General features: G+C 70.6%; 21 protein-coding genes. 8 read left to right on the forward strand and 13 right to left on the reverse strand.

The window, feature by feature from the left end; all coding sequences use genetic code 11:
• Positions 1-188 precede the first annotated feature (188 nt).
• Positions 189-470 (forward strand): DUF4031 domain-containing protein, encoded by a 282-nt coding sequence (locus tag ACIQH8_RS11465; protein ID WP_400998615.1) that lies wholly within the window; start codon positions 189-191, stop codon positions 468-470.
• Here the strand turns inward: ACIQH8_RS11465 and ACIQH8_RS11470 are convergent.
• Complete coding sequence (locus ACIQH8_RS11470; protein WP_400998617.1) at positions 456-3,146, reverse strand: Rne/Rng family ribonuclease; 2,691 nt, start codon at positions 3,144-3,146, stop codon at positions 456-458. The genes ACIQH8_RS11465 and ACIQH8_RS11470 overlap by 15 nt on opposite strands.
• Positions 3,147-3,418: 272 nt before the next feature.
• Between ACIQH8_RS11470 and ACIQH8_RS11475 the strand changes: the two genes are divergently transcribed.
• Positions 3,419-4,042 carry a vitamin K epoxide reductase family protein gene (locus ACIQH8_RS11475; protein ID WP_400998620.1) on the forward strand — a complete coding sequence of 208 codons (624 nt, stop codon included), beginning with the start codon at positions 3,419-3,421 and terminating at the stop codon, positions 4,040-4,042.
• Positions 4,043-4,141: 99 nt separating this feature from the next.
• On the opposite strand, the gene ndk is transcribed toward ACIQH8_RS11475, so the two are convergent.
• The 5 genes from ndk to ACIQH8_RS11500 form a co-directional block, all read right to left on the reverse strand.
• A complete protein-coding gene (gene ndk, locus ACIQH8_RS11480) occupies positions 4,142-4,564 on the reverse strand; it encodes a nucleoside-diphosphate kinase (protein ID WP_129235399.1) in 423 nt (140 codons plus the stop codon).
• Complete coding sequence (locus ACIQH8_RS11485) at positions 4,561-5,055, reverse strand: DUF4233 domain-containing protein (protein ID WP_400998623.1); 495 nt, start codon at positions 5,053-5,055, stop codon at positions 4,561-4,563. The genes ndk and ACIQH8_RS11485 overlap by 4 nt, the downstream gene beginning before the upstream one ends.
• Positions 5,052-6,425, reverse strand: coding sequence for a bifunctional folylpolyglutamate synthase/dihydrofolate synthase (locus ACIQH8_RS11490; RefSeq protein WP_400998626.1), 1,374 nt, complete (start codon positions 6,423-6,425; stop codon positions 5,052-5,054). Before ACIQH8_RS11490 ends, ACIQH8_RS11485 begins: the two co-directional genes overlap by 4 nt.
• Entirely contained in the window at positions 6,422-9,748 is a 3,327-nt protein-coding gene (ileS, locus tag ACIQH8_RS11495) for an isoleucine--tRNA ligase (RefSeq protein ID WP_400998628.1), read from the reverse strand. Before ileS ends, ACIQH8_RS11490 begins: the two co-directional genes overlap by 4 nt.
• 275 nt (positions 9,749-10,023) lie before the next feature.
• Complete coding sequence (locus tag ACIQH8_RS11500) at positions 10,024-10,374, reverse strand: GntR family transcriptional regulator (protein ID WP_400998630.1); 351 nt, start codon at positions 10,372-10,374, stop codon at positions 10,024-10,026.
• A 165-nt stretch (positions 10,375-10,539) separates the two neighbouring features.
• Here ACIQH8_RS11500 and ACIQH8_RS11505 point away from each other — a divergent pair, with 165 nt between their 5' ends.
• From ACIQH8_RS11505 to ACIQH8_RS11520, 4 genes are all read left to right on the forward strand, one after another.
• Positions 10,540-11,805 (forward strand): MFS transporter, encoded by a 1,266-nt coding sequence (locus tag ACIQH8_RS11505; RefSeq protein WP_400998633.1) that lies wholly within the window; start codon positions 10,540-10,542, stop codon positions 11,803-11,805.
• A 190-nt stretch (positions 11,806-11,995) separates the two neighbouring features.
• Positions 11,996-14,590 (forward strand): valine--tRNA ligase, encoded by a 2,595-nt coding sequence (gene valS, locus ACIQH8_RS11510; protein ID WP_400998636.1) that lies wholly within the window; start codon positions 11,996-11,998, stop codon positions 14,588-14,590.
• Positions 14,587-15,033, forward strand: a complete 447-nt coding sequence (locus tag ACIQH8_RS11515) for a GNAT family N-acetyltransferase (RefSeq protein ID WP_400998639.1) — start codon at positions 14,587-14,589, stop codon at positions 15,031-15,033. The genes valS and ACIQH8_RS11515 overlap by 4 nt, the downstream gene beginning before the upstream one ends.
• Before the next feature lie 53 nt (positions 15,034-15,086).
• Positions 15,087-15,260 carry a hypothetical protein gene (locus ACIQH8_RS11520; protein ID WP_400998641.1) on the forward strand — a complete coding sequence of 58 codons (174 nt, stop codon included), beginning with the start codon at positions 15,087-15,089 and terminating at the stop codon, positions 15,258-15,260.
• A gap of 10 nt (positions 15,261-15,270) precedes the next feature.
• Here the strand turns inward: ACIQH8_RS11520 and ACIQH8_RS11525 are convergent, their stop codons facing one another.
• The 6 genes from ACIQH8_RS11525 to sufB form a co-directional block, all read right to left on the reverse strand.
• Complete coding sequence (locus ACIQH8_RS11525; protein WP_400998643.1) at positions 15,271-16,092, reverse strand: methyltransferase domain-containing protein; 822 nt, start codon at positions 16,090-16,092, stop codon at positions 15,271-15,273.
• Between the two features lie 89 nt (positions 16,093-16,181).
• Positions 16,182-16,511 (reverse strand): metal-sulfur cluster assembly factor, encoded by a 330-nt coding sequence (locus ACIQH8_RS11530; protein WP_092669939.1) that lies wholly within the window; start codon positions 16,509-16,511, stop codon positions 16,182-16,184.
• A gap of 19 nt (positions 16,512-16,530) precedes the next feature.
• Entirely contained in the window at positions 16,531-17,298 is a 768-nt protein-coding gene (gene sufC, locus ACIQH8_RS11535; protein ID WP_400998647.1) for a Fe-S cluster assembly ATPase SufC, read from the reverse strand.
• A 64-nt stretch (positions 17,299-17,362) separates the two neighbouring features.
• The gene (locus ACIQH8_RS11540) at positions 17,363-17,689 is read right to left on the reverse strand and encodes a non-heme iron oxygenase ferredoxin subunit (RefSeq protein ID WP_400998650.1); all 327 of its coding nucleotides are present in this window, start codon (positions 17,687-17,689) and stop codon (positions 17,363-17,365) included.
• Position 17,690: 1 nt separating this feature from the next.
• Positions 17,691-18,860, reverse strand: a complete 1,170-nt coding sequence (gene sufD / locus ACIQH8_RS11545; protein WP_400998653.1) for a Fe-S cluster assembly protein SufD — start codon at positions 18,858-18,860, stop codon at positions 17,691-17,693.
• Positions 18,861-18,875: 15 nt separating this feature from the next.
• A complete protein-coding gene (gene sufB / locus ACIQH8_RS11550) occupies positions 18,876-20,294 on the reverse strand; it encodes a Fe-S cluster assembly protein SufB (RefSeq protein WP_400998656.1) in 1,419 nt (472 codons plus the stop codon).
• A gap of 246 nt (positions 20,295-20,540) precedes the next feature.
• Between sufB and ACIQH8_RS11555 the strand changes: the two genes are divergently transcribed.
• Entirely contained in the window at positions 20,541-21,479 is a 939-nt protein-coding gene (locus ACIQH8_RS11555) for a heme A synthase (protein WP_400998659.1), read from the forward strand.
• A gap of 142 nt (positions 21,480-21,621) precedes the next feature.
• Here the strand turns inward: ACIQH8_RS11555 and ACIQH8_RS11560 are convergent, their stop codons facing one another.
• Positions 21,622-22,542 carry a heme o synthase gene (locus ACIQH8_RS11560; RefSeq protein WP_400998662.1) on the reverse strand — a complete coding sequence of 307 codons (921 nt, stop codon included), beginning with the start codon at positions 22,540-22,542 and terminating at the stop codon, positions 21,622-21,624.
• Positions 22,543-22,828: 286 nt separating this feature from the next.
• On the opposite strand from ACIQH8_RS11560, the gene tkt reads away from it, so the two are divergent.
• Positions 22,829-24,925 (forward strand): transketolase, encoded by a 2,097-nt coding sequence (tkt, locus tag ACIQH8_RS11565; RefSeq protein WP_400998665.1) that lies wholly within the window; start codon positions 22,829-22,831, stop codon positions 24,923-24,925.
• Positions 24,926-24,939: the final 14 nt, after the last annotated feature.

A 24,939-nucleotide genomic window follows, 5' to 3' on the forward strand; every position in this document is an offset into this window, starting at 1 on the left:
GCGGGAAGGAGGGTCGTCACTGCCAGAAAACTGTGCGTGCCGGCCGGGATAAGCGGCGGCACCAACGGTCGAGTTTACCGGATGCCCGCAGGGCGGTCAAACGGGCTTCCCCCGCGTGTCGGCGGCGGGTCCCGGTTCCCCTCGTCGAGTCCCGAACGGATGCCGCGAGCCCGGCGTACACTCGGCGCATGTCCGTGCTCATCGACCCGCCGCTCTGGCCGAAGCACGGCACCGTCTGGTCGCACCTGGTCAGCGACACGTCGATCGAGGAGCTCGTCGCCTTCGCCGACCTGAACGGCATCCCGCGCCGCGGCTTCGACCTCGACCACTACGACGTCCCCGCCGAACGCTACGACGAGCTGGTCGCCGCCGGGGCGCAGCCCGTCCCCGCACGCGACCTCGTCCGCCGGCTGGCGGCCAGCGGCCTGCGGGTCACGCCGCGCGAGCGGCGCGCCTCACTCGGACGCTGAGTCCGCCGTCGAGCCGTCGGGCCGCCTGATGACCGGCGGAGCGCCCGCCGGGCTCAGCGCGGCCGTGGACACGCGGCGGCTGCGCGATCGCGACCGACCCTCCCCCGCGGCCTTCGGCGCGGGAAGCGCGTCGAGCACGGAGTCGAGCAGGTTCTCGGCCTCGGCGACGCGCGCGGGCCGCTCGCGTCGGGCGGGTGCCTCGGGCAGGTCGATCAGCGTCGCCGGGCGCGTCTCAGCCTGCTCCGACTTCGGCGCCGACTCGTCGGCCGGTCGGTCCGCGGAGGGCTCGGCTACGCGATCCTCGCGGTCGCCCGACGGCGTGCGCTCGCCGTGCTGCGGCGATCCCGACCCGCGCGCACGACGCCGGCCGCGCCGACGCTCGCTCCGCTGGCCGGTGCCGTCGGACGCGGCATCCGTCGTGTCGGCCTCGGGAGCGACAGCGGCCGACGGGCTCTCGGCGGGGGTTCCGCCGGACGCGGGCGCCTCGGCCTGGGCCGCCGCCGCGGTCGCTGCGAGCGGGCGCTGCTCCTGATGGGCGACCGTCGATGCCGCGATCTGCGCGAGGGCGTTCTTCACGTCCTCCGTGATCGCGTGCGTGCCCTGATGCGCCTTGTCGACGGCCGGCTGCTGCTGGCCGCCGCCGTTGCCGCCGTTGCCGCCGCCGCGGTTTCGCCGTCGCTCGACCTGCTGCTGCGGCGCGCGGTGCTTCGCGACCGGCTCGTGGTGCACGATGATGCCGCGACCGGCGCAGACCTCGCACGGCTCGCTGAAGGTCTCGAGCAGCCCGAGGCCGAGCTTCTTGCGGGTCATCTGCACGAGGCCGAGCGAGGTGACCTCGGCGACCTGGTGCTTTGTGCGGTCGCGCGAGAGGCACTCGACGAGACGGCGCAGCACGAGGTCGCGGTTGGACTCGAGCACCATGTCGATGAAGTCGACGACGATGATGCCGCCGATGTCGCGCAGGCGCAGCTGACGGACGATCTCCTCCGCGGCCTCGAGGTTGTTCTTGGTCACCGTCTCCTCGAGGTTGCCGCCGGAGCCGACGAACTTGCCCGTGTTGACGTCGACGACGGTCATCGCCTCGGTGCGGTCGATGATCAGCGAACCGCCCGAGGGCAACCACACCTTGCGCTCGAGCGCCTTCTCGATCTGCTCGGTGATGCGGAACTCGTCGAACGCGTCGCGCTCGCCTTCGTATGCCTCGACGCGCTCGAGCAGATCGGGTGCGACCTGGCCGAGGTACTTCTCGATCGTCCGGCGCGCCTCGTCGCCCGAGATGATCATCTTCTGGAAGTCCTCGTTGAAGACGTCGCGCACGATCTTGATGAGCAGGTCGGGTTCGGAGTGCAGGAGCGCAGGCGCCTGGACCTTCTCGATGGTCTGCGAGATGTCGGCCCACTGGGCGATCAGGCGGTTCACGTCGCGCGTGAGCTGCTCCTCGGTGGCGCCCTCCGCGGCCGTGCGGACGATGACGCCCTGGTTCTCGGGGAGCACCTCCTTCAGGATCTTCTTCAGGCGCGCGCGCTCGGTGTCGGGCAGCTTGCGGCTGATGCCGTTCATCGAGCCGTTCGGCACGTACACGAGGTAGCGGCCGGGGAGCGAGATCTGGCTCGTGAGTCGGGCGCCCTTGTGCCCGACCGGGTCTTTCGTCACCTGCACGAGCACGCGATCGCCCGGCTTCAGCGCGAGCTCGATGCGGCGGGGCTGGTTCTTCTCGCCGTTCTCGGCGGCGGCGTCCCAGTCGACCTCGCCAGAGTAGAGCACGGCGTTGCGGCCGCGGCCGATGTCGACGAACGCGGCCTCCATCGAGGGCAGCACGTTCTGCACGCGCCCGAGGTAGACGTTGCCGATGAGCGACGCGTCCTGGTTGCGCGCGACGTAGTGCTCGACGAGCACGTCGTCTTCGAGCACGCCGATCTGGATGCGGCCGCCCTTCTGGCGGACGACCATCCGACGGTCGACCGACTCGCGGCGCGCGAGGAACTCGGCCTCGGTGATCACGGCGCGGCGGCGACCGGCGTCGCGACCGTCGCGTCGACGCTGCTTCTTCGCCTCCAGGCGGGTCGAGCCCTTGACCTTCTGCGGCTCGGTGATGAGCTCGGGCTCGCGCGGCTTGCGCACCTTGACGACCGTGTTCGCGGGATCGTCGTCGTTGGACCGCGACTCCTCGCCGCTGCGGCGGCGCGAACGGCGACGCACGCTCGACGCCTCGCGGTCGGACTCGTGCGCGCCGTCGCGGTCGTCGCCGCGCTCGGGCCCGGCGCCGGGCGGCGGGGCGAACACGGGCGGGGCGTGGAAGATGAGGGAGGTGGTCGAGAGCGCCGAGGGGATCGGCGACTCGGCCTCGGGCGAGACGGTTCCGGTTGTCTCCTCCGCATCGGATGACTCGTCGGGTCGGTCCGCGGTGGCCTCGGCACCCTCCGTCGGGGTCTCCTGCTCGGCGTCGGCGTCCTGCGCCTCAGCGGCGGGGGGTTCGACGACGGTCTCCTCCGCCGGTGCGCTCGCGCTCGCGTCGGTCGTCGTCGGCTCGGTCTCATCGCGAACCGGGGCGTCGGACGCGGATCGCGGCACGACCTGCGCACGACGTCCGCTGCGGCGACCCCCGAAGAGTCCGCCCCGACGGCGGGGTTCGTCGCCCCCGGGTTCGCTCGGCGGTGTTGCGTTGTCTTCCACCATCTCTGGTGCACTCCTACACCGGGTTCGACGGCCGCGCCATCGTTCCCGTACTCCTCAGAGCGGTCCGGCGTGTGTCACGCCGGTCCGCCAATCCTTCACTGCTGCGCCCGGCGGGTGCCGGTGACGCCAAATCTCGCGGTTCCTCCGCGGATGGGATGCGGTGCATCCTCGAAGCCCTCGTTGGCGTCGCACCGGGCGCGGCCCGGGCGACTGCTTCGATTATCGCACGCTCTCCCAGCGACCCGGTGAATCGCCGTGCCAGAATCGTGGGCATGCCCGACTCCCCCCGCGGATCCCGACCGATCGGCGTTGCCGTCTTCCTCCTCGTCGCGGGGGCGCTGGGGCTCCTCGCCGCGTTCGAGCTGTCGCTCGAGAAGGTGCTGACGCTCGCCGATCCCAGCCACATTCCGAACTGCAACGTCGGCGTGCTCGTCGGCTGCAGCACCAATCTCGCGTCGTGGCAGGGCAGCCTCTTCGGGTTCCCGAACCCGTTCATCGGACTCATGGCCTGGCCGGTGGTCGTCACGATCGCGATCGCCCTGCTCGCCGGCGCGAGCTTCGCCCGGTGGTTCTGGATCGGGCTGAACGTCGGCGTCACGGGGGCCGTCGTGTTCGTCGGCTGGCTGATCTACCAGAGCATCTACGTGCTCGACGTGCTGTGCCCCTGGTGCATGCTCACGTGGGCGGTCACGATCCCGACCTTCCTCGTCGTCACGCTGCGCAACCTCCGCGAGGGCGTCTTCGGCGACGCACCCGGCCCCCGGCGCTTCGGTGCATCCGCGATGGGATGGATCGTGGTGATCACCGCGGGCTGCTACGCCATCGTGATCGTCCTCGCGCAGGCCCAGATGAACGCGATCCCGCGCGTCATCATCGACCTGCAGAACCTCTTCTGATCAGCGCCGGCCTCCCGGCCGGAGCGACCGGAGCAGCCGAACGACGACGAGGCCGCGACATCCGCTGATCGGATGCCCCGGCCTCGCGACGTACGTGAGTCAGGCGAACCAGAGCGAGAGCTCGCGCTCGGCCGACTCGACCGAGTCGGAGCCGTGCACGAGGTTCTGCTGGACCTTCAGTCCCCAGTCTCGTCCGAAGTCGCCGCGGATCGTTCCGGGCAGCGCGGTGGTCGGATCGGTCGCGCCCGCGAGGACGCGGAAGCCCTCGATCACGCGGTTGCCGGCGACGCGCATCGCGACGACCGGGCCCGACTCCATGAACTCCATGAGCGGCTCGTAGAAGGGCTTGCCCTCGTGCTCGGCGTAGTGCCGGGCGAGCAGGTCGCGGTCGGCCTGCACCATGCGGATGTCGACGAGGGAATAGCCCTTCGCCTCGATGCGGCGCAGGATCTCGCCGGTGAGGTTGCGCGCGACGCCGTCGGGCTTGACGAGGACGAGGGTCTCTTCGATGGCGGTGGTCATGCGGTTTCCTTTCCAGGTTCGGCGTCCGCGGCGGCGGCCGCCGCGCGGGCACGATCGATGCGCGCGCCGACGATCATGCAGTACGCCCACATGCCGCCGAACAGCGCGCCGACGACGAACATCGCCGGGTTGAGGAGCCCCGAGAGGATGAGGAGCACCTGCAGGGCCCAGCCCAGCACGTACGCCCACTCGTAGCGGAGCAGGGGGATGGTGACGACGAGGCCGAGGATCACGACGCCGCCCGCCGCGAGCGGCACCCAGGTCGGCAGGCCGAACGCGCCGCCGTCCTCCCGGGACAGGCCCCAGATCACGAGCGCCGCGAGGAAGACGACGACGATCTCGAAGGTCAGGACGATCGAGGCGAGGCTCTCGCGCACCGAGCGAGCGCGGCGCGCCGGGCGGACCGCAGCGGCATCCGCACCCTCGACGCCGTCGGCCCGCTCGTCTGCACCCGTCGGCTCGTCAGCCGGGCTCGGAGCGGCGGCGGTCATCGGTCGCTCCAGCCGCGGTCGTCGGCGATCGCGAGGACGTCGCCCACGAGCGTGATCGAGCCGGTGACGACGACAGCGCGCTTCTCGGCGCGCCCGGCCCAGTCGCGGGCCTCGTCGAGTGCGTCGTCGAGTCGTTCGGCGACGTCGACGCGGTCGGGTCCGACGACCGATGCCACGACGGCCGCGAGTTCATCGGCGGGCACGGCACGGTCGGACTCGGATCGGGTGACGATGAAGTGGGCACCGGTCGGCTCGAGCGCGCGGACGATCCCCGCCGCGTCCTTGTCCCCGAGCACGCCGAGGACGATCACGAGCTCGTCGAAGTCGAACACCTCGCCGAGCGCGGCGACGAGCGCCGTGGCGCCGTGCGGGTTGTGCGCGGCATCGATGAGCATCGTCGGGTCGGTCGAGACGAGCTGAAGCCGGCCGGGCGAGGTCACCGCGCCGAGCCCGACCTCGAGCACGTCGTCGGCGATCCGCACCGCCCGGCCGAGGAACGCCTCGACCGCGGCGATCGCGACGGCGACGTTCTCGGCCTGGTGACGGCCGTGCAGCGGCAGTGCGAGGTCGCGGTACTCCCCCGCGAGCCCGCGGACCGACACGAGCTGGCCACCGACGGCCACGCGCGAGTCGAGCACGGCGAACGCGCCGCCCTCGACGGCGAGGCTCGCCTCGTTCCGCTCGGCGACCTCGCTCAGCACGGTGAGGGCCGCCGGGTCCTGGAACGCGGTCACGACCTCGGCGCCGGGCTTGATGATCCCGGCCTTCGTCCGGGCGATCTCCGCGACGGTCCGGCCGAGGCGCTGCTCGTGGTCGATCGCGATCGGCGTGATCACGGCGACCTGGCCGTCGGCGACGTTGGTGGAGTCCCACTCGCCGCCCATGCCGACCTCGAGCACCACGACGTCGACCGGCGCGTCCGCGAATGCCGCGAACGCGAGGACGGTGAGCGCTTCGAAGAACGTCAGCGGCTCCTCGCCGGCGGCGCGCAGCTCGTCGTCGACGATCGCGACGACGGGCGCGATCTCCTCCCAGATCCGGGCGACGGCCTCGTCGGCGATCGGCTCGCCGTCGATGCGGATGCGCTCGGTGAATCGCACGAGGTGCGGGCTCGTCAGCAGTCCCGTCCGGAGCCCCTGCGCCCGCAGGATGGATTCGATCATCCGGCTCGTCGACGTCTTGCCGTTGGTGCCCGTGAGGTGGATGACAGGTGCCGCGCGGTGCGGGTCGCCGAGGAGTTCCACGGCCCGGCGGGTCGCGTCGAGCCGCGGCTGGGGCGCCGACTCGCCGACGCGGGCGAGCAGGTCGGCGTACACGGCGTCGGCCGCATCGCGCTCCTCGGGCGTGGACTCGGGGATCGCCTCGCTCATCGGGCGGCCTCCGCGAGCTTCGAGACGGCGACGAGCAGCTTCGAGCCGTCGCCGAGCTTGTGGGCGGCCTCGCCGTCGACCTCGCCGACGGTGACGAGCACCTCGGGTGCGAGCGTCTCGCGCCCGATGAGGTCGCGGTGCGCCTCGGCCGCGGCTGCGCCCGCGGCGTCGAGCGTGAGGTCGAGCCGGATCCGGTCGCCGACCTCGAGGCCGGCGGCCTTGCGCGACTCCTGCACGGCGCGCACGATGTCGCGCGCGAGCCCCTCGGCCTCGAGCTCGGGCGTCGTCCGCACGTCGAGGATGGCGAAGCCGCCGTCGGCGAGCAGGCCGAGCGCGTTCCCGCCCTCGGCGCCGCCGCCCGTCTCGAGGACGAGGTCGTACTCGCCGGGCTCGAGCGCGATGCCGCCGGCCACGACGGCGTCGCCGTCGACCGACCAGTCGCCGCCGCGCGCGGCCTGGATGGCCTGCTGCACCTGCTTGCCGAGGCGAGGGCCCGCGGCGCGGGCGTTCACGGTGAGGCGCTTGGTCACGCCGTAGGCCGCCGCGCTCGAGTCGTCGAGCTCGACGAGGTCGACGCGCTTGACGTTGAGCTCGTCCCGCAGGATCGACTCGAACGGCGCGAGGCTCGCGGCATCCGTCGTCACGACCGTGAGCGACGCGAGCGGCAGCCGCACGCGGCGACCCGCCTGCTTGCGGAGCGCGAGCACCGCACCGGTGACCTCGCGCACGGCGTCCATCGCCGCGACGAGCTCGGGGTCGGCGGGGAACTCGTCGGCGACGGGCCAGTCGGCGAGGTGCACGCTGCGCCCGCCCGTGAGGCCCCGCCACACCTTCTCGGTCACGAGCGGCAGCATGGGCGCCGCGAGGCGCGTGAGCGTCTCGAGCACCGTGTACAGCGTGTCGAACGCCTCGGCCCCCGAGCCGTCGGCCGCCACGCCCTGCCAGAACCGGTCGCGCGAACGCCGCACGTACCAGTTCGTGAGCACGTCGGCGAAGTCGCGGAGCTTCTGCGACGCGAGCGTCGTGTCGAAGTCCTCGTAGTCGGCGGTCACGGCGTCGACGAGGTCGCGGAGCTTGGCGAGCAGGTAGCGGTCGAGCACATCCGTGGAGTCGGTCCGGCGCGATGCCTCGTAGCCGCCCTCCTCGGCCGTGTTGGCGTAGAGCGAGAAGAAGTACCACGTGCTCCAGAGCGGCAGCATGAGCTGGCGCACGCCCTCGCGGATGCCTTCCTCGGTCACGACGAGGTTGCCGCCGCGCAGCACCGGGCTCGACATGAGGAACCAGCGCATGGCGTCGGAGCCGTCGCGCTCGAACACCTCGGAGACGTCGGGGTAGTTCCGCAGCGACTTCGACATCTTCTGCCCGTCGCTGCCGAGCACGATGCCGTGGCTCACGACGTTCTTGAACGCCGGGCGGTCGAAGAGCGCCGTCGCGAGCACGTGCATGACGTAGAACCAGCCGCGCGTCTGCCCGATGTACTCGACGATGAAGTCGGCCGGGTTGTGCGTGTCGAACCAGTCCTGGTTCTCGAACGGGTAGTGCACCTGCGCGAACGGCATCGAGCCCGAGTCGAACCACACGTCGAAGACGTCGTCGATGCGGCGCATGGTCGACTTCCCGGTCGGGTCGTCGGGGTTCGGCCGGGTCAGTTCGTCGATGTACGGACGGTGCAGGTCGGGCTCGCCCTCGGGGTTCGTCGGCACGCGGCCGAAGTCGCGCTCGAGCTCCTCGAGCGAGCCGTAGACGTCGACGCGCGGGTACTCGGGGTCGTCGCTCTTCCACACCGGGATCGGCGAGCCGAAGTACCGGTTGCGGCTGATCGACCAGTCGCGCGCGTTGCCGACCCACTTGCCGAACTGGCCGTACTTGACGTTCTCCGGGACCCAGGTGATGTCCTCGTTGAGCTCGGACATGCGGTCGCGGAACTCCGGCACGCGCACGAACCAGCTCGAGACCGCCTTGTAGATGAGCGGATTCCGGCAGCGCCAGCAGTGCGGGTACGAGTGCTCGTAGCTCGCCTGGCGGAGCAGGCGCCCCTCGGCCTTGAGCAGCTGCGTGAGCGGCTTGTTCGCGTCGGACCAGAGCAGCCCCGCGACATCCGTCACCTCGGGGAGGAAGCGCCCGGAGTCGTCGACCGAGATGACGACCGGGATGCCGTGCGCCTCGCCGATCCTCTGGTCCTCCTCGCCGTAGGCGGGGGCCTGGTGCACGATGCCCGTGCCGTCCTCGGTCGTGACGTAGTCGGCGACGAGCACGCGCCACGCGCGCTCGAGGCCGTACTTCTCGACGTCGGCGTAGTAGTCGAAGAGACGGTCGTAGGTGACGTCCTCGAGCTCGGCGCCGCGGATGGTGCGGGAGACGGCCGCGCGGGCCTCCTCGGCGGAGTCGTAGCCGAGCTCCTTGGCGTAGTTGCCGACGAGGTCGAGGGCGAGCAGGTACTCGGCACCCAGCACCTCGGTGTCGGATGCCTCGGCCGGCGACTGCTCGCGGAGCACCGTGGCGTCGGGGGTGCCGTTCGGTCCGGCGGGGACGACCGCGTAGGTGATCTCGGGTCCCACGGCGAGCGCGAAGTTCGTCGGGAGCGTCCAGGGGGTCGTGGTCCAGGCCAGGGCGCGCACGGCGGTGAGGCCCAGCGCCTCGGCCTTCGGGCCCGTGAGGGGGAAGGTGACCGTGACGGTCTGGTCCTGGCGCATCTTGTAGACGTCGTCGTCCATGCGCAGCTCGTGGTTCGACAGCGGCGTCTGGTCGCGCCAGCAGTAGGGCAGCACGCGGTGGCCCTCGTAGGCGAGGCCCTTCTCGTGCAGCGTCTTGAAGGCCCAGAGCACGGATTCCATGAAGGTCACGTCGAGCGTCTTGTAGTCGTTCTCGAAGTCGACCCAGCGCGCCTGGCGCGTGACGTAGTCCTGCCATTCCTCGGTGTAGCGGAGCACGGCGTCGCGCGCGGCGCGATTGAACGCCGCGATGCCCATCTCCTCGATCTGCACCTTGTCGGTGATGCCGAGCTGGCGCTCGGCCTCGAGCTCGGCGGGCAGGCCGTGCGTGTCCCAGCCGAAGCGTCGGTGCACCTGCTTGCCGCGCATGGTCTGGAAGCGCGGGAAGACGTCCTTGGCGTACCCGGTGAGGAGGTGGCCGTAGTGGGGCAGGCCGTTGGCGAACGGCGGGCCGTCGTAGAAGACCCATTCCTCGGCACCGTCGCGCTGGTCGATGGAGGCCTGGAAGGTGCCGTCGGCCTTCCAGTGCGCGAGCATCTCCTGCTCGATCGCCGGGAAGGACGGCGACGGCGTGACGGATTGCGGCTCGGGGTCCTGGCCCTTGGGGTACAACGCTCGCTCCTGCTGGATCTCGCCGGTTCACGAGGACGGCTGGCTCGTCGAGCCCCACCGCGGTACCACCCCGCTTGCCCCGGCGATGCCGGAACCTCTCGTTCGTCAGCTGTGACGGGCTGGACCCGTTCGGTTCTAGTGACGGGGCGGATGCCGGGGCATCCGTTCCGCGTTCTTCCGAAGACTCCCCGGTGATGGCCGGATCGACGTCGTTGCCGTCAATGGTACCGCGCGCCCGGGCGGGGCGTGCGCCCACCGCGACGCGGCCGGGGGCGTCAGCGCCAGGCCTCGCGGACGAGCGCGAGGAGGGCGGCGCGGTCGACGCCGTTCAGCCTGGCCTCGTCGACGAGGTCGTGGATGGCGCCGGCGAGCGCCGTGTGGTGCCCGAGCCGCTTCGCGACGGTCGCGCCCCGGCCGGGGTGGAGGTCGATGAACCCCTCGTCGCGGAGCAGTCGGTACGCGCGGAGCACCGTGTTCACGTTGACGCCGAGCTGGTCGGCGAGCGAGCGGGCGGGCGGCAGCCGCTCGCCGTACCCGGTGCGGCCGTCGACGATCGCGGCACGGAGCGCGTCGGTGAGGCGTTCGAAGATGGCGCCCTCGCCGGCGGGGTCGATGCGGATGCGCACGCACCGAGGGTAGCACTTCAACCAATTGCGCTAGCTGAACTGTCACAAGTCGCTTGTCGCGGCATCCGCTCGCTGTCAGGATGGCTCCCCGTGACCACCGAAGCCCCATCCCCCGCTTCCCTTCCCGCCTCCTCGTCGCCGGTCCGGCGCGTCGCGTGGGCGTCCATGATCGGCACGTCCCTCGAGTCGTTCGACTTCTACGTCTTCGCCTACTTCAGCGCGTACTTCATCGGGCCCCTGTTCTTCGACCCGCTCGGGCAGTTCGGCGGCACCCTCGCCGCGTTCGCCACGATCGGCGTCGCCTTCGTCGTGCGTCCGCTCGGCGCCGCGATCTTCGGCCACATGGGCGACCGGCTCGGTCGCCGCGCCACGCTGCTCTGGACGATCGGCATCATGGGCGTCGCGACGGGCCTGATCGGCCTGCTCCCGACCTACGCACAGGCCGGATGGCTCGGCGCCGTGCTGCTCGTCCTCCTCCGCATCGCCCAGGGCCTGTCGCTCGGCGGCGAGTGGGGCGGTTCGATCCTGCTCGCGACCGAGCACTCGAGCCCCGTCAAGCGCGCGTTCTACGCCGCCGTGCCGCAGCTCGGCTCGCCCGTCGGGTCGATCCTCTCCGCGGTCGTGTTCATCGTGATGACGCTCGCCCTCCCGGCCGAGGAGCTCGCGGCGTGGGGCTGGCGGATCCCGTTCCTCCTCGCCATCCCGCTGCTCGCGGTCTCGCTCTACCTGCGCCTGACGATCGACGAGACGCCGGTGTTCAAGGCCGTCGTCCAGGAGCAGCGCCGCGACCGCGTGCCGTTCGCGACCATGTTCCGCGCCCAGCCGACCGCGCTGATCATCGCGTTCGGCGCGGCCCTGCTCGGCATCGGCTCGTACTCGCTGATGAACACGTACACCATCAACTACGGCGTGGGCACGCTCGGATTCAGCTTCCAGGACCTCCTCGTCGCGACGACGATCGGCGGGCTGCTCCAGCTCGTCACCATCCCGCTGTTCGGATGGTGGGCGACCCGCATCGGCTCGGCGAAGGTCGTCGCGTACGGCGCGCTCGGGACCCTGCTCATCACGTTCCCCATGTACTGGCTGCTGCAGTTCGCGAGCTTCCCCGTGCTCGTCGGCACGATGATCGTCGGCGGCATCCTGCCGACCATGTCGTGGGCGGCGCTCGGGGGGCTCATGAACGACCTCTTCGCCGACCACTACCGCTACTCGGCGCTCTCGGTGGCGTACGCGGTCGCGGCCGCCGTCAGCGGGTTCATCCCGCTCGTGACGACGCTGCTCGGCGAGTCGACCGGCTACGTGTGGTGGCACCCGGGCGTCGTGCTCGCGCTGCTCTCGGCGATCACGCTGGTCTCCGCGTGGGCGGCCGCGCGCATGAGGCACGCGCCGATCTCCGAGGACGGCCGCGAGGTCGAGCCCGCGACCGTCTGAGTCGGTCGACCCGAGACCCGGGGGCGGATGCCGCGGCGCGAGCGCGCCGCATCCGCCCCCGTCGTCGCGCGCCGATCGCAGACCGGCATCTCCGCCGGTCACAGCGGATTCCCCGGCTCCGGTAGGCTGGACTGTCTCATATTCAGGCACCCCAACGGACTCGGTGCCGCACATACCGAACCGGAGCATCATGACCGACACCGCGCGCATTCCCGACAAGCCCGCCCTCGAGGGGCTCGAGACGAAGTGGGGCGGCGTCTGGGAGACCGAGGGAACCTACCGGTTCGAACGCGAGGGCGCGACGCGCGACCGCATCTACTCGATCGACACGCCTCCGCCCACCGCCTCCGGCTCGCTCCACATCGGGCACGTCTTCTCGTTCACGCACACCGACGTCGTCGCCCGCTTCCAGCGCATGCGCGGCAAGCACGTGTTCTACCCCATGGGGTGGGACGACAACGGCCTGCCGACCGAGCGACGCGTGCAGAACTACTACGGCGTGCGCTGCGACCCGTCGCTGCCCTACGTGCCCGACTTCACGCCGCCCCACGAGGGCACCGAGGGCAAGACCATCAAGCCGGCCGACCAGGTGCCGATCAGCCGCCGCAACTTCATCGAGCTGTGCGAGCGCCTCACCGCTGAAGACGAGCAGCAGTTCGAGGCGCTCTTCCGCCAGCTCGCCCTCTCGGTCGACTGGACCCAGACGTACCGGACCATCGCCGATGAGGCGCTCTTCACGTCGCAGCTCGCCTTCGTGAAGAACGTCGAGCGCGGCGAGGCCTACCAGGCCCTCGCGCCGACGCTGTGGGACATCACGTTCCGCACGGCCGTCGCGCAGGCCGAGCTCGAGGACCGCGAGCAGCCCGGGCACTACCACCGTGTGGCGTTCGCCAAGCCCGACGGCGGCCACGTCGAGATCGAGACGAGCCGTCCCGAACTTATCCCCGCCTGCGTGGCGCTCGTCGCGCACCCCGACGACGAGCGGTACCAGCCGCTGTTCGGCACGACCGTGACCACGCCCGTGTTCGGCGTCGAGGTGCCCGTGGTGGCGCACCACCTCGCACAGAAGGACAAGGGCACCGGCATCGCCATGATCTGCACCTTCGGCGACGTGACCGACGTCGTGTGGTGGCGCGAACTCGACCTGCCGAACCGCGCGATCATCGGCTTCGACGGACGCATCATCGCCGAGGCGCCCGAGGCCATCTCCACCGAGGCCGGCCGCGAGGCGTATGCGAAGCTCGCGGGCAAGACGGCGTTCTCGGCCAAGCAGGCGGTCGTCGAACTGCTCCGCGAGTCGGGCGACCTGCTCGCCGATCCCAAGGCCATCACCCACCCGGTGAAGTTCTACGAGAAGGGCGACCGCCCGCTCGAGATCGTGTCGACGCGCCAGTGGTACATCGTCAACGGCGCCCGAGACGAGGCACTGCGCGACCGCCTGGTGCAGCGCGGCCGCGAGATCGACTGGCACCCCGACTTCATGCGCGTGCGGTACGAGAACTGGGTCGGCGGGCTCGCCGGCGACTGGCTCATCTCGCGGCAACGGTTCTTCGGCGTGCCGATCCCCGTCTGGTACCCGATCGACGCCGACGGCAACCCGGTCCACGACCAGCCGATCATCGCACCCCGCGAGATGCTCCCGGTCGACCCCTCGTCGACGCCCGCACCCGGGTACGACGAGTCGCAGCGCGACCAGCCGGGCGGCTTCGTCGGCGAGCACGACATCATGGACACCTGGGCGACCTCGTCGCTCACCCCCCAGCTCGCGGCCGGATGGGAGCGCGACCCGGAGCTGTTCGACCTGCTCTTCCCGTACTCGCTGCGCCCGCAGGGCCAGGACATCATCCGCACCTGGCTGTTCTCGACCGCGCTGCGCGCCGAGCTCGAGCACGGCGTGGCGCCCTGGTCGAACGCGGCCATCTCCGGCTTCATCGTCGACCCCGACCGCAAGAAGATGTCGAAGTCCAAGGGCAACGTCGTGACGCCCGCCGGGCTCCTCGACCAGCATGGCGCCGACGCGGTGCGCTATTGGGCGGCATCCTCGCGCCTCGGCACCGACGCGGCCTTCGACCCGCAGAACCCGACGCAGGTGAAGATCGGCCGGCGCCTCGCGATCAAGGTGCTGAACGCCGCGAAGTTCATCCTCGGCTTCGAGGGCCGAGCGGATGCCCCGGTCACCGTGCCCGTCGACCGCAGCATGCTCGCCGGGCTCGCGACGGTCGTCGAGCAGGCGACGCGAGCGCTCGAGTCCTACGACCACGCCCGCGCGCTCGAGGTGTCCGAGACGTTCTTCTGGACGTTCTGCGACGACTACCTCGAACTCGTGAAGGAGCGCGCGTACGGCGAGGCGAGCGCCGAGCAGGCCTCGGCCGTGGCCGCGCTGAAGACCGCGCTCAGCGTGCTGCTGCGCCTGTTCGCTCCCGTGATCCCCTACGCGGCCGAAGAGGCGTGGAGCTGGTCGAACGAGGGCTCGGTGCACGTGGCCGCGTGGCCCGGCGTCGACGAGCTCGCCGCGCGCGGCGAAGCCGGCGTGGAGCTCCTCGAGCTCGCGAGCCTCGCCCTCACCGGCATCCGTCGCGCGAAGACCGATGCGAAGGCCTCGCAGAAGACGCCGGTCGCGAGCGCCGTGATCGCCGCACCCGCCGCCGCGACCGCGCTCCTCGGCTCGGCCGAGGGCGACCTGCGCGCCGTCGGACGGATCGCCCACCTCGGCTTCGCCGAGGCGGAGGCGCTCGAGGTGCGCGACATCGTGCTCGAGGTCCCGCAGGAGGAGGCCAGCGCATGAACGTGACCGTCCGGGACGTCGCCGAGAACGACTTCTTCGCGTGGCTCCCGCTGTTCGACGCGTACTGCACCAGTCGCGGGCGGCGGCTCGACGACACCAAGGCGCTCATCGTCTGGAGCTGGATCCAGGAGCCGCGCAACGGGCTCCGCGCCGCCGTCGCGGTCGACGACGAGGGGAACCTGGTGGGCCTCGTTCACGCCCACGCCGAGCCGCGCACGCTCGATGCCAGCACCGACATCCTCGTCGACGACCTCTTCGTCGTCGAGGCGCACCGCGGGGCCGGCGTCGCGGGTCGCCTGCTCGAGCGCCTGCGGGCGCTGGCGGCCGAGCTGCACGCCACCCGCATCACCTGGGCGACCGATCCGGGCGACGCCGAGGGCCTGCGACTGTCCGACGAGGTCGCTCGCCGCTCCCCCGCCGTCGTGTTCGAGATGGACCTCTGATGCAGCTCGGAACGCGTTGGGCCTTCGGGGACGAACCGCCGCGATCAGTGCCCATGGAGCTGCGGCCGGGGATCGTCGCGGCGGAGTCCGGCACGCCCGACGGCGCCGGCCGGCACTGGACCCTCACCTGGCTCGAGGGGCGACCGATCGCCGAACTCGACGACGGCACGGTCGTGACGCTCGAAGCGCCGGGCGCCCGCGACGGGAGCGACGACGACGACTGGTGACTCCCGCCGGCTACGCGCGGGCGAGGATCTCGCCGTGCGGCATGAGGAACCACCCGTCGGGGTCGACCGCCCACCGACGCCAGGCTGCCGAGATCGCCTCGAGCTCCGCGCGCGAGGCGTGGCCCGACTCGATGGCGTGGGCGGCGAAGGTCGACTCGAGGGCGCGCTCGGCCCAGTTGCCGCCCCACCACTCGCGGTCGCGGTCCGACGCGAACACCCAGACCGACCCGCTCGCCTCGACCTCGGCGAACCCGGCCGCACGCGCCCAGCGGGTGAGGTGTCGCCCGGCGTTGCCGTCGCCGCCGTTCCACGCGCAGACGAGTTCGTTCAGTTCGCGCCATCTGGTCAGCTCCGGCGAATCGGGGCTCCAGATCACGCCGCCGTAGTCCACGTCGCGTGCGGCGAGCAGTCCGCCTGATCGGAGCACGCGTCGGAACTCGCGCAGCGCGTCGACCGGGCGAGCCAGGTGCTGCAGCACCTGATGTGCGTGCACGACGTCGAACACGCCGTCCGGGAAGTCGAGGCGGTAGGCGTCGCCGGCGCGGAACTCCGCGTTCGGCACGCCCTCGCTCTCGGCGAGCCCCTGCGCGCGGGCGACGACCTCCTCCGAGGCATCGACCCCGACGACGTGCCCCGGACGCACGCGGCGCGCGAGGTCGAGCGTGATGGAGCCCGGCCCGCTGCCGATGTCGAGCACGCGCATCCCCTCGCGAAGGTGCGGGGCGAGGTAGGCCGCCGAATTGTCGACCGTGCGCCACTCGTGCACTCGGAGCACGCTCTCGTGGTGGCCGTGCATGTACGCGTCGCGGGTCGACGCCGCGGTGTGCTGCATGACCCGAGCCTATGCCTCCACCGCCCCGGACGCGCCGGAGAATGACGTGAGGGAGGCCCCGTCCGGGACCTCCCTCACCGATCGATGACTCAGATCGCGAAGCCGAGTGCGCGCATCATGTCGCGCCCGTCGTCGGTGATCCGCTCGGGACCCCACGGCGGCATCCACACCCAGTTGATGCGGAACCGCTCGACGGTGCCGTCGAGCGCCTCGGCGGTCTGCTCCTCGATGACGTCGGTCAGCGGGCAGCCGGCGCTCGTGAGGGTCATGTTGATGACGAGTGCGTCGTGCTCGTCGTCCCAGTTCAGGTCGTAGATGAGCCCGAGGTCGACGATGTTGACGCCCAGCTCGGGGTCGACGACATCCTTCAACGCCTCACTGATCTCGTCGAAGCGCTCAGGTGCGAGTGAGGTGACCATGTTTCCAGCCTACGCCCGACTACTGCGTCGCCGACTCGGCGACGTGGTAGCGGTCGTAGCCCTCCTCCTCGAGGCGGTCGGCGAGCTCGGGGCCGCCCTGCTCGGCGATCTTGCCGGCGACGAACACGTGCACGAAGTCGGGCTTGATGTAGCGGAGGATGCGCGTGTAGTGCGTGATGAGCAGGATGCCGAGGCCGGTGTTCTGGTGGGCGCGGTTGACACCCTCGGAGACGACCTTCAGCGCGTCGACGTCGAGGCCGGAGTCGGTCTCGTCGAGCACGGCGAACTTCGGCTTCAGCAGCTCGAGCTGGAGGATCTCGTTGCGCTTCTTCTCGCCGCCCGAGAATCCCTCGTTGACGTTGCGCTCGGCGAAGGCCGAGTCCATCTTGAGGTTCGTCATCGCGCCGCGGACGTCCTTCAGCCACGTGCGGATCGACGGCGCCTCGCCGTCGATCGCGGTCTTGGCGGTCCGGAGGAAGTTGGTGACGGTGACGCCCGGGATCTCGACCGGGTACTGCATGGCGAGGAACATGCCGGCGCGGGCGCGCTCGTCGACCGACATCTCGAGCACGTTCTCGCCGTCGAGCAGGATCTCGCCCTCGACGACGGTGTACTTCGGGTGACCGGCGATCGTGTATGCGAGGGTCGACTTGCCGGAGCCGTTCGGCCCCATGATCGCGTGGATCTCGCCCTCGCGGATGGTCAGGTCGACGCCGCGGAGGATCTCGCGGGTGCCCTGGTCGGTCTCGACGTTGACGTGCAGGTTCTTGATCTCGAGCACGGACATGGTGATTCGGTGTCTCTTTCGTTGTGGTCCGGCCGCGCGGGCCGGGAGGTCATGGAAGGTCGGGTCAGACGGCGAGCTTCACCGCGGGGTCGATGAACACGCCCCCGTCGGTGATCTCGACCTGGTAGACGGGCACGGGCTCGTACGCCGGCAGCGTGAGCGGCTTGCCCGTGAGGAGGGAGAACTTCGAGCCGTGAGCCCAGCACTCGAGCGTGTCGTCCTCGACGAACCCCTCGGAGAGCGAGATGTCGCCGTGGGTGCAGGTGTCGCCGATGGCGAAGATGTCGCCGGCCGAGTCCTTCACGACGGCGATCGGGACGCCGCCGACGATGAACTTCTGCGCCTCATTGACGGCGAGGTCGTCGACCCCGCACACGCGAGTGGATGCCACGTCAGCTCCCCTGGAGTTCCGCTTCGAGCGCCCGGATGAGACGCTCCTCGAGTTCGGCGTCGCCGATCTGCTGCACGACCTCGGCGAGGAAGCCGCGGACGACCAGGCGCCGCGCCTCGTCCTCCGGAATGCCTCGTGCCCGCAGGTAGAACAGCTGCTCGTCGTCGAACCGGCCGGTGGCCGACGCGTGCCCGGCGCCCTCGATGTCGCCCGTCTCGATCTCGAGGTTCGGGACCGAGTCGGCACGGGTGCCGTCGGTGAGCACGAGGTTGCGGTTCTGCTCGTAGCTGTCGGTACCGGTGGCCGCGTTCCCGATGAGGACGTCGCCGATCCAGACGCTGCGTGCTCCCTCGCCCTGCAGCGCGCCCTTGTACGTCACGCGCGAGCGCGTGTGCGGGGCGTCGTGGTGGACGAACACCTGCTGCTCGAGGTGCTGGCCGGCGTCGGAGAAGTAGAGCCCGAGTGCCTCGACGTCGGCGCCCTGCTCGGCGAGGTGCGTCGACGGGTTCACCCGCACGACCTTCCCGCCGAGGGAGACGACGATGTGCTTGAGCTTCGCGTCGCGGCCGATGCGCGCGAAGTGGCTCGCGAGGTGCACCGATTCGTCGGTCCATTCCTGCAGCGAGACGACCGTGATGTTCGCTCCCTCGCCGACGACGACCTCGACGTTCTCGGTGAGGCGGGCGTCTCCGATGCCTCGCAGGACGACGAGCGCCTGGCTGAACGGTGCGGCCTCGATGATCGTGTGCGCGGCGCGCGGGCCGGTACCGAGACCCGAACGCGTCACCGTGACGGTCTTCGCCTCCTCGCCGCCGACGGCCACGAGGAGCGCCTCGCCGAAGCTCGACCAGGCGTTCGCGGATGCGCGCTCCTCCGGCGTGCCGGCGCGGCCGATGCGGGCGTCGTCGCGCGGGATCCAGGAGACGGTGACACCCGGGACATCCGTCGACTCGACCTCGAGGCGCGAACCGTCGAGCTCACCGGAGGTGAGGTCGGCGAACGCGGCGACGGGCGAGAACTTCCACTCGTGCTCGCGGCCGGTGATGGGCGCGAAGTCGGCGACGTCGGTCGAGCGGAACCGCTCGGAGCGCGTCTGGACGGGCACGATCGGGCCGTCGGAGTGCGCACGGATTCCGTGCTGCTCGGGGGTGGGCAGGGCGGTGCTCTGCATCGCGGTGCTCATCGGTTAGCCGACCGATCCTTCCATGCCCATCTCGATGAGCTTGTTGAGTTCCATCGCGTACTCCATCGGCAGCTCGCGCGCGATCGGCTCGATGAAGCCGCGCACGATCATCGCCATCGCCTCGTCCTCCGGGAGGCCGCGCGACATGAGGTAGAAGAGCTGCTCCTCACTGACCTTCGAGACGGTCGCCTCGTGACCGAGCTGCACGTCGTCGACGCGGATGTCGATCGCCGGGTACGTGTCGGAGCGCGAGATCGTGTCGACCAGGAGCGCGTCGCAGCGAACCGTGTTCGCGGAGTGGTGCGCATTGGCATCCACCCGCACCTCGCCGCGGTAGCCCGCACGGCCGCCGCCGCGCGCGATCGACTTCGAGACGATCGACGACTGCGTGTACGGCGCCATGTGGATCATCTTCGCGCCGGCGTCCTGGTGCTGGCCCGGGCCAGCGAACGCGACCGAGAGGGTCTCGCCCTTGGCGTGCTCGCCCATGAGGAAGATCGACGGGTACTTCATCGTGACCTTCGAGCCGATGTTGCCGTCGACCCACTCCATGGTGGCGCCCTCGTGCGCGACGGCGCGCTTGGTGACGAGGTTGTAGACGTTGTTCGACCAGTTCTGGATCGTCGTGTACCGGACCCGGGCGTTCTTCTTCACGATGATCTCGACGACGGCCGAGTGCAGCGAGTCGGACTTGTAGATCGGGGCGGTGCAGCCCTCGATGTAGTGGACGTAGCTGTCCTCGTCGGCGATGATCAGGGTCCGCTCGAACTGGCCCATGTTCTCGGTGTTGATCCGGAAGTAGGCCTGCAGCGGGATCTCGACGTGCACGCCCTTCGGCACGTACACGAACGAGCCGCCCGACCAGACGGCCGTGTTCAGTGCGGCGAACTTGTTGTCGCCGGCCGGGATGACGGTCCCGAAGTACTCCTCGAAGAACTCGGGGTGCTCGCGGAGCGCCGTGTCCGTGTCGAGGAAGATGACACCCTGCTCCTCCAGGTCCTCGCGGATCTGGTGGTACACGACCTCGGACTCGTACTGCGCCGCGACGCCGGCGACGAGGCGCTGACGCTCGGCCTCGGGGATGCCGAGGCGCTCGTACGTGTTGCGGATGTCCTCGGGGAGGTCCTCCCAGGTCTGCGCCTGCTTCTCGGTGGACCGGACGAAGTACTTGATGTTCTCGAAGTCGATCTCCGACAGGTCGGCACCCCAGGACGGCATCGGCTTGCGGTCGAAGAGCTGGAGGCCGCGCATGCGACGCTGCAGCATCCACTCGGGTTCGTCCTTCAGACGCGAGATGTCGGCCACCACTTCGGGCGACAGACCGCGGCGAGCGGATGCTCCGGCCACGTCGGAGTCGGACCAGCCGAACTCGTACGTGCCGAGCCCCTCCAACTCGGGGCGGTCGATGAGTACGTCCGTCATGCTCTCCCTCTTCTCCTCCCGCGTACCGGCTATCAGTCCGGCCCACCCCCGGCCTTCCGGTCGAGGTGCCGGTTCGGTCGTGGGGTGATGTGCGGGTGGCTTCGTCGCGAACCTACAATGGTGATGCCCCGCACCGCACACGCGCGCGGGATCGCATCAACCAACCAAGTCTATAGGGTCGAAGGTCCCGGAGTCCCGACTCCCAGAACCCTCCCACTCCGACCCGGATCAGGAACCCGACGAGCCGTGAACCGCGTCACCGCCTGGCTGCCCGACCGCATCGACCGGCGAGTCCGCGTCGTCGCGTGGCTGTCCTTCCTCGCCCAGACGATCATCATCGCCACGGGCGGAGCGGTGCGACTGACCGGGTCCGGCCTCGGCTGCCCGACCTGGCCGATGTGCACGGCCGACTCGCTCGTCACGACGCCCGAGATGGGCATCCACGGCGTGATCGAGTTCGGCAACCGCCTCATGACCGGCGTCGTGGGCGTCGTCGCCCTGCTCGTGCTGCTCTCGATCTGGCGGCTGCGCCGCGAGCGGCGCGACCTCTGGACGCTCGCCGTCGTCGTGCTGCTCGGCATCGTCGCGCAGGCGATCGTCGGCGGCATCACGGTCTGGACGGGCCTCAACCCCTTCATCGTCGGGTTCCACTACGTCGCCTCGCTCGCGCTCGTCTGCGTGACGGCGGCGTACCTGGTGCGTCTGAATGCGACGCCCGGTCCGCGCGAACTCGCCGTCCCCCGCTGGTTCGCCGCGCTCACGCATGCCACGACCGCGGTGCTCGCGATCTCGATCGCGTTCGGGGTGCTCACCACCGCCTCCGGCCCGCACTCCGGTGACGCCGACGCCGGCCGCACGGGATTCAACGCCGAGCTGCTGGAACACGTGCACGCGTGGCCCGGGTACGCCCTGTTCGTGCTCACCGTCGTCCTCGCGATCACCGCGTGGCGCCTGCGACTGCCCGTCTCGCGCTGGATGCTCGTCCTGCTCGCCGTCGAGCTCGTGCAGATCGCCGTCGGGCTCTACCAGGCCCGCAACGGCCTCCCGCCGCTCGCGGTCGGCGTCCACATGGTCCTCGCGGCGCTCACGGCTGCGGCGATGACCGTCGTGGTCCTGAAGCTCAAGCGGCCCGTGGCGACGGATGCCTCGGCCGACGCCACGGCCGTGGCGGCATCCGCGCGCTGATCCGGGCAGGACCGACTCCGGGCCGGCGAACTCGCTGGCCGGGTCGGATGCTGGCCACCGAGTGCTCGACGCCGACGCCTCCGTTGCGATCGAGGTGCCAGTCGTCGTCGAGGACCGGGCCGGCGCCTCGGCGGGCCGACGGCTAGAAGGGCAGCAGCGGGTCGACGCCGACCGCGAGGAACAGCAGCGACAGGTAGATGATCGACCCGTGGAACACGCGCATCGGCGAGACCTCCTGGCCCCGGATCGCGAGGTTGTAGAGCCGGTGGCACTCGGCGACGAACCACACGCCCGCGACGAGCGCGACGCTCGAGTAGAGCAGCCCCATGCCGGCGACGGGGATGAGCAGCAGTGAGGCGGCCACGGTCGCGTAGGCGTAGAGGATGACCTGGAGCCCGACCTGCGCGCGGCCGCGCACGACGGCGAGCATGGGCACGCCGGCGGCCGCGTAGTCGTCCTTGTACTTCATGGACAGCGGCCAGTAGTGCGGCGGGGTCCACAGGAAGATGATGAGGAACAGGATGAACGGCGCCCAGTCGAGGCTGCCCGTCACGGCCGCCCAGCCGATGAGGACCGGCATGCAACCGGCGACCCCGCCCCAGACGATGTTCTGCGCGGTCCGCCGCTTGAGGATCAGGCTGTAGAACACGACGTACAGCAGGATGGCCAGCAGCGACAGCCCCGCCGCGACCCAGTTGGTGAACACGCCGAGCCAGACGATCGAGGCGATGCCGAGCGCGTACGCGAACACGAGCGCCTCGCGGTCGGTGAGTTCTCCGGTGACGAGCGGTCGACCCTTCGTGCGCTTCATGACGCGGTCGATGTCGCGGTCGATGTAGCAGTTGAAGGCACCGGCCGACCCGGCGCTCATGGCACCGCCCACGAGGGTGGCGAGCAGGAGCCAGACGTCGGGCAGGCCGTTCGAGGCGAGGATCATCGTCGGCGCGGTCACCACGAGCAGGAGCTCGATCACACGCGGCTTGGTCAGCGCGACGTACGCGGCGACCTTGCGTCGCACGTTCGTCGTCCGTCGAGCGTCACGGATGGTCGGCGCGGCCTGCATGAATTCCTCTTCCGGGCGCGCGCCGAGAAGGCGGGGCGCGCGCAACCCGTTCGATTCTAGGCCATCCGACGGTCGCCGGACGGACGCGTCAAGCCCCGTCATAGAGTGAGGGCTACTCCATATACTGAAGCCAGCGCGCCCGGTGGCGCGGATTCGACGTGCTACTCCACCTGATGCATGACCGGATCGGTCCCGGGCTCCACCGCGCCGTCGCGTTTCCCGGCGGGTCCGGGAGCCGAATGGAGAGGCTCCCCGACGCCGTCACGACCGGAAGGAACCCTAACCCGTGGCAACTCTGCACTGGGACCCCATCGACGATCGCGCGGTCGACACGGCGCGCGTGCTCGCCGCCGATGCCGTGGAGAAGGTCGGCAACGGCCACCCCGGCACGGCGATGAGCCTCGCTCCCGTCGCGTACCTGCTCTTCCAGAAGGTGATGCGCCGCGACCCGGCCGACCACGACTGGCTCGGCCGCGACCGCTTCATCCTCTCCGCGGGCCACAGCTCGCTGACGCAGTACGTCCAGCTCTACCTCGCCGGCGACGGCCTCGAACTCGCCGACCTCGAGGCGCTGCGCACGTGGGGTTCGAAGACCCCCGGCCACCCCGAGTACGGTCACACGGCCGGCGTCGAGATCACGACCGGGCCACTGGGCCAGGGCCTCGCGTCTGCGGTCGGCTTCGCGTACGCCTCGCGCTACGAGCGCGGGCTGTTCGACCCCGACGCGCCGGCCGGCGAGAGCCCGTTCGATCACCACATCTACGTGATCGCCTCCGACGGCGACCTCGAGGAGGGCGTGACGAGCGAGGCCTCCTCGCTCGCCGGCCACCAGCAGCTCGGCAACCTCGTCGTGATCTACGACTCGAATCAGATCTCGATCGAGGACGATACCGACATCGCCTTCACCGAAGACGTCGCGAAGCGCTACGAGGCGTACGGATGGCACGTGCAGACCGTCGACTGGAAGAAGACCGGCGACTACGTCGAAGACGTCGCCGAGCTGAACGACGCCGTCGAGGCCGCGAAGGCCGAGACCGACCGGCCGTCGATCATCATCCTGAAGACGATCATCGGCTGGCCCGCCCCGAAGAAGCAGAACACGGGCAAGATCCACGGCTCGGCGCTCGGCGCCGAGGAGCTCGCCGCCACGAAGGAGGTGCTCGGCTTCGACCCCGAGCAGACCTTCGTCGTCGCCGACGAGGTCATCGAGCGCACGCGCACCAACGCCCGCGACCGCGCGGCCGAGGCGAAGCAGTCGTGGGATGCCTCGTTCGAGGCCTGGGCGGCCGCGAACCCCGAGCGCAAGGCGCTGCTCGATCGGCTCGAGGCGGGCGAACTGCCCGACGGCCTCGAGGCGGCGCTCCCGGTCTTCGAGGGGGGCACCGAGGTCTCGACGCGTGCCGCGTCGGGCAAGGTGATCAACGCGCTCGCTGCGCAGCTGCCCGAGCTGTGGGGCGGATCGGCCGACCTCGCCGAGTCGAACCTCACGACGATCAACGGTGCCCCGTCGTTCATCCCGGCAGAGCACTCGACGCACGAGTTCCCGGGCGACCGCTACGGGCGCGTGCTGCACTTCGGCATCCGCGAGCACGCCATGGGCGCGATCCTGAACGGCATCGTGCTGCACGGCAAGACGCGCGCGTTCGGCGGCACGTTCCTCATCTTCAGCGACTACATGCGACCTGCCGTCCGGCTTGCGGCGCTCATGCAGATCCCGTCGATCTTCGTGTGGACGCACGACTCGGTGGCGCTCGGCGAGGACGGCCCCACGCACCAGCCGATCGAGCAGCTCAGCTCGCTCCGCGCCATCCCGCACCTCTCGGTCGTGCGCCCCGGCGACGCGAACGAGACCGCGTACGCGTGGCTCGAGATCCTCAAGCGCCGCGGCGGCCCCGCCGGCATCGCGCTGACCCGGCAGAACATCCCCGTGTTCGAGCGCGGCGATGGCGCGGCATCCGGCGACACGCTCGCTGCGGCCTCGAACGTCGCGAAGGGCGCCTACGTCCTCGCCGAGGCGGCCTCGGGCACACCCGACGTGATCCTCATCGCCACCGGTTCCGAGGTGCAGGTCGCGCTCGCCGCGCGCGAGCAGCTCGCCGCCGAGGGCGTCTCGGCCCGCGTCGTGTCGGCGCCGAGCCTCGAATGGTTCGAGGAGCAGGATGCCGCGTACCGCGAGTCCGTGCTGCCGAGCTCGGTCACCGCACGCGTCAGTGTCGAGGCCGGCCTCGCGCTCACCTGGTACCGCTACCTCGGCACTCGGGGGCGCGCCGTGTCGATCGAGCACTTCGGCGCATCCGCCGACTACAAGACCCTCTTCCGCGAGTTCGGCATCACCTCTGAGCACGTCGTGGCCGCCGCGAAGGAATCGCTCGCGTCGAACTGACCGAGCACGAAGGA

The organism is Agromyces sp. GXQ0307 (assembly GCF_044769845.1).
Classification (GTDB): domain Bacteria; phylum Actinomycetota; class Actinomycetes; order Actinomycetales; family Microbacteriaceae; genus Agromyces.

Bases quoted from the DNA above. Each gene is read 5' to 3' on its own strand.
- ACIQH8_RS11465 (WP_400998615.1), top strand. From the start codon at position 189: ATGTCCGTGCTCATCGACCCGCCGCTCTGGCCGAAGCACGGCACCGTC.
- ACIQH8_RS11470 (WP_400998617.1), bottom strand. From the start codon at position 3,146: ATGGTGGAAGACAACGCAACACCGCCGAGCGAACCCGGGGGCGACGAA.
- ACIQH8_RS11475 (WP_400998620.1), top strand. From the start codon at position 3,419: ATGCCCGACTCCCCCCGCGGATCCCGACCGATCGGCGTTGCCGTCTTC.
- ndk (WP_129235399.1), bottom strand. From the start codon at position 4,564: ATGACCACCGCCATCGAAGAGACCCTCGTCCTCGTCAAGCCCGACGGC.
- ACIQH8_RS11485 (WP_400998623.1), bottom strand. From the start codon at position 5,055: ATGACCGCCGCCGCTCCGAGCCCGGCTGACGAGCCGACGGGTGCAGAC.
- ACIQH8_RS11490 (WP_400998626.1), bottom strand. From the start codon at position 6,425: ATGAGCGAGGCGATCCCCGAGTCCACGCCCGAGGAGCGCGATGCGGCC.
- ACIQH8_RS11505 (WP_400998633.1), top strand. From the start codon at position 10,540: ATGATCGGCACGTCCCTCGAGTCGTTCGACTTCTACGTCTTCGCCTAC.
- valS (WP_400998636.1), top strand. From the start codon at position 11,996: ATGACCGACACCGCGCGCATTCCCGACAAGCCCGCCCTCGAGGGGCTC.
- ACIQH8_RS11515 (WP_400998639.1), top strand. From the start codon at position 14,587: ATGAACGTGACCGTCCGGGACGTCGCCGAGAACGACTTCTTCGCGTGG.
- ACIQH8_RS11520 (WP_400998641.1), top strand. From the start codon at position 15,087: ATGGAGCTGCGGCCGGGGATCGTCGCGGCGGAGTCCGGCACGCCCGAC.
- ACIQH8_RS11525 (WP_400998643.1), bottom strand. From the start codon at position 16,092: ATGCAGCACACCGCGGCGTCGACCCGCGACGCGTACATGCACGGCCAC.
- ACIQH8_RS11530 (WP_092669939.1), bottom strand. From the start codon at position 16,511: ATGGTCACCTCACTCGCACCTGAGCGCTTCGACGAGATCAGTGAGGCG.
- sufC (WP_400998647.1), bottom strand. From the start codon at position 17,298: ATGTCCGTGCTCGAGATCAAGAACCTGCACGTCAACGTCGAGACCGAC.
- sufD (WP_400998653.1), bottom strand. From the start codon at position 18,860: ATGCAGAGCACCGCCCTGCCCACCCCCGAGCAGCACGGAATCCGTGCG.
- sufB (WP_400998656.1), bottom strand. From the start codon at position 20,294: ATGACGGACGTACTCATCGACCGCCCCGAGTTGGAGGGGCTCGGCACG.
- ACIQH8_RS11560 (WP_400998662.1), bottom strand. From the start codon at position 22,542: ATGCAGGCCGCGCCGACCATCCGTGACGCTCGACGGACGACGAACGTG.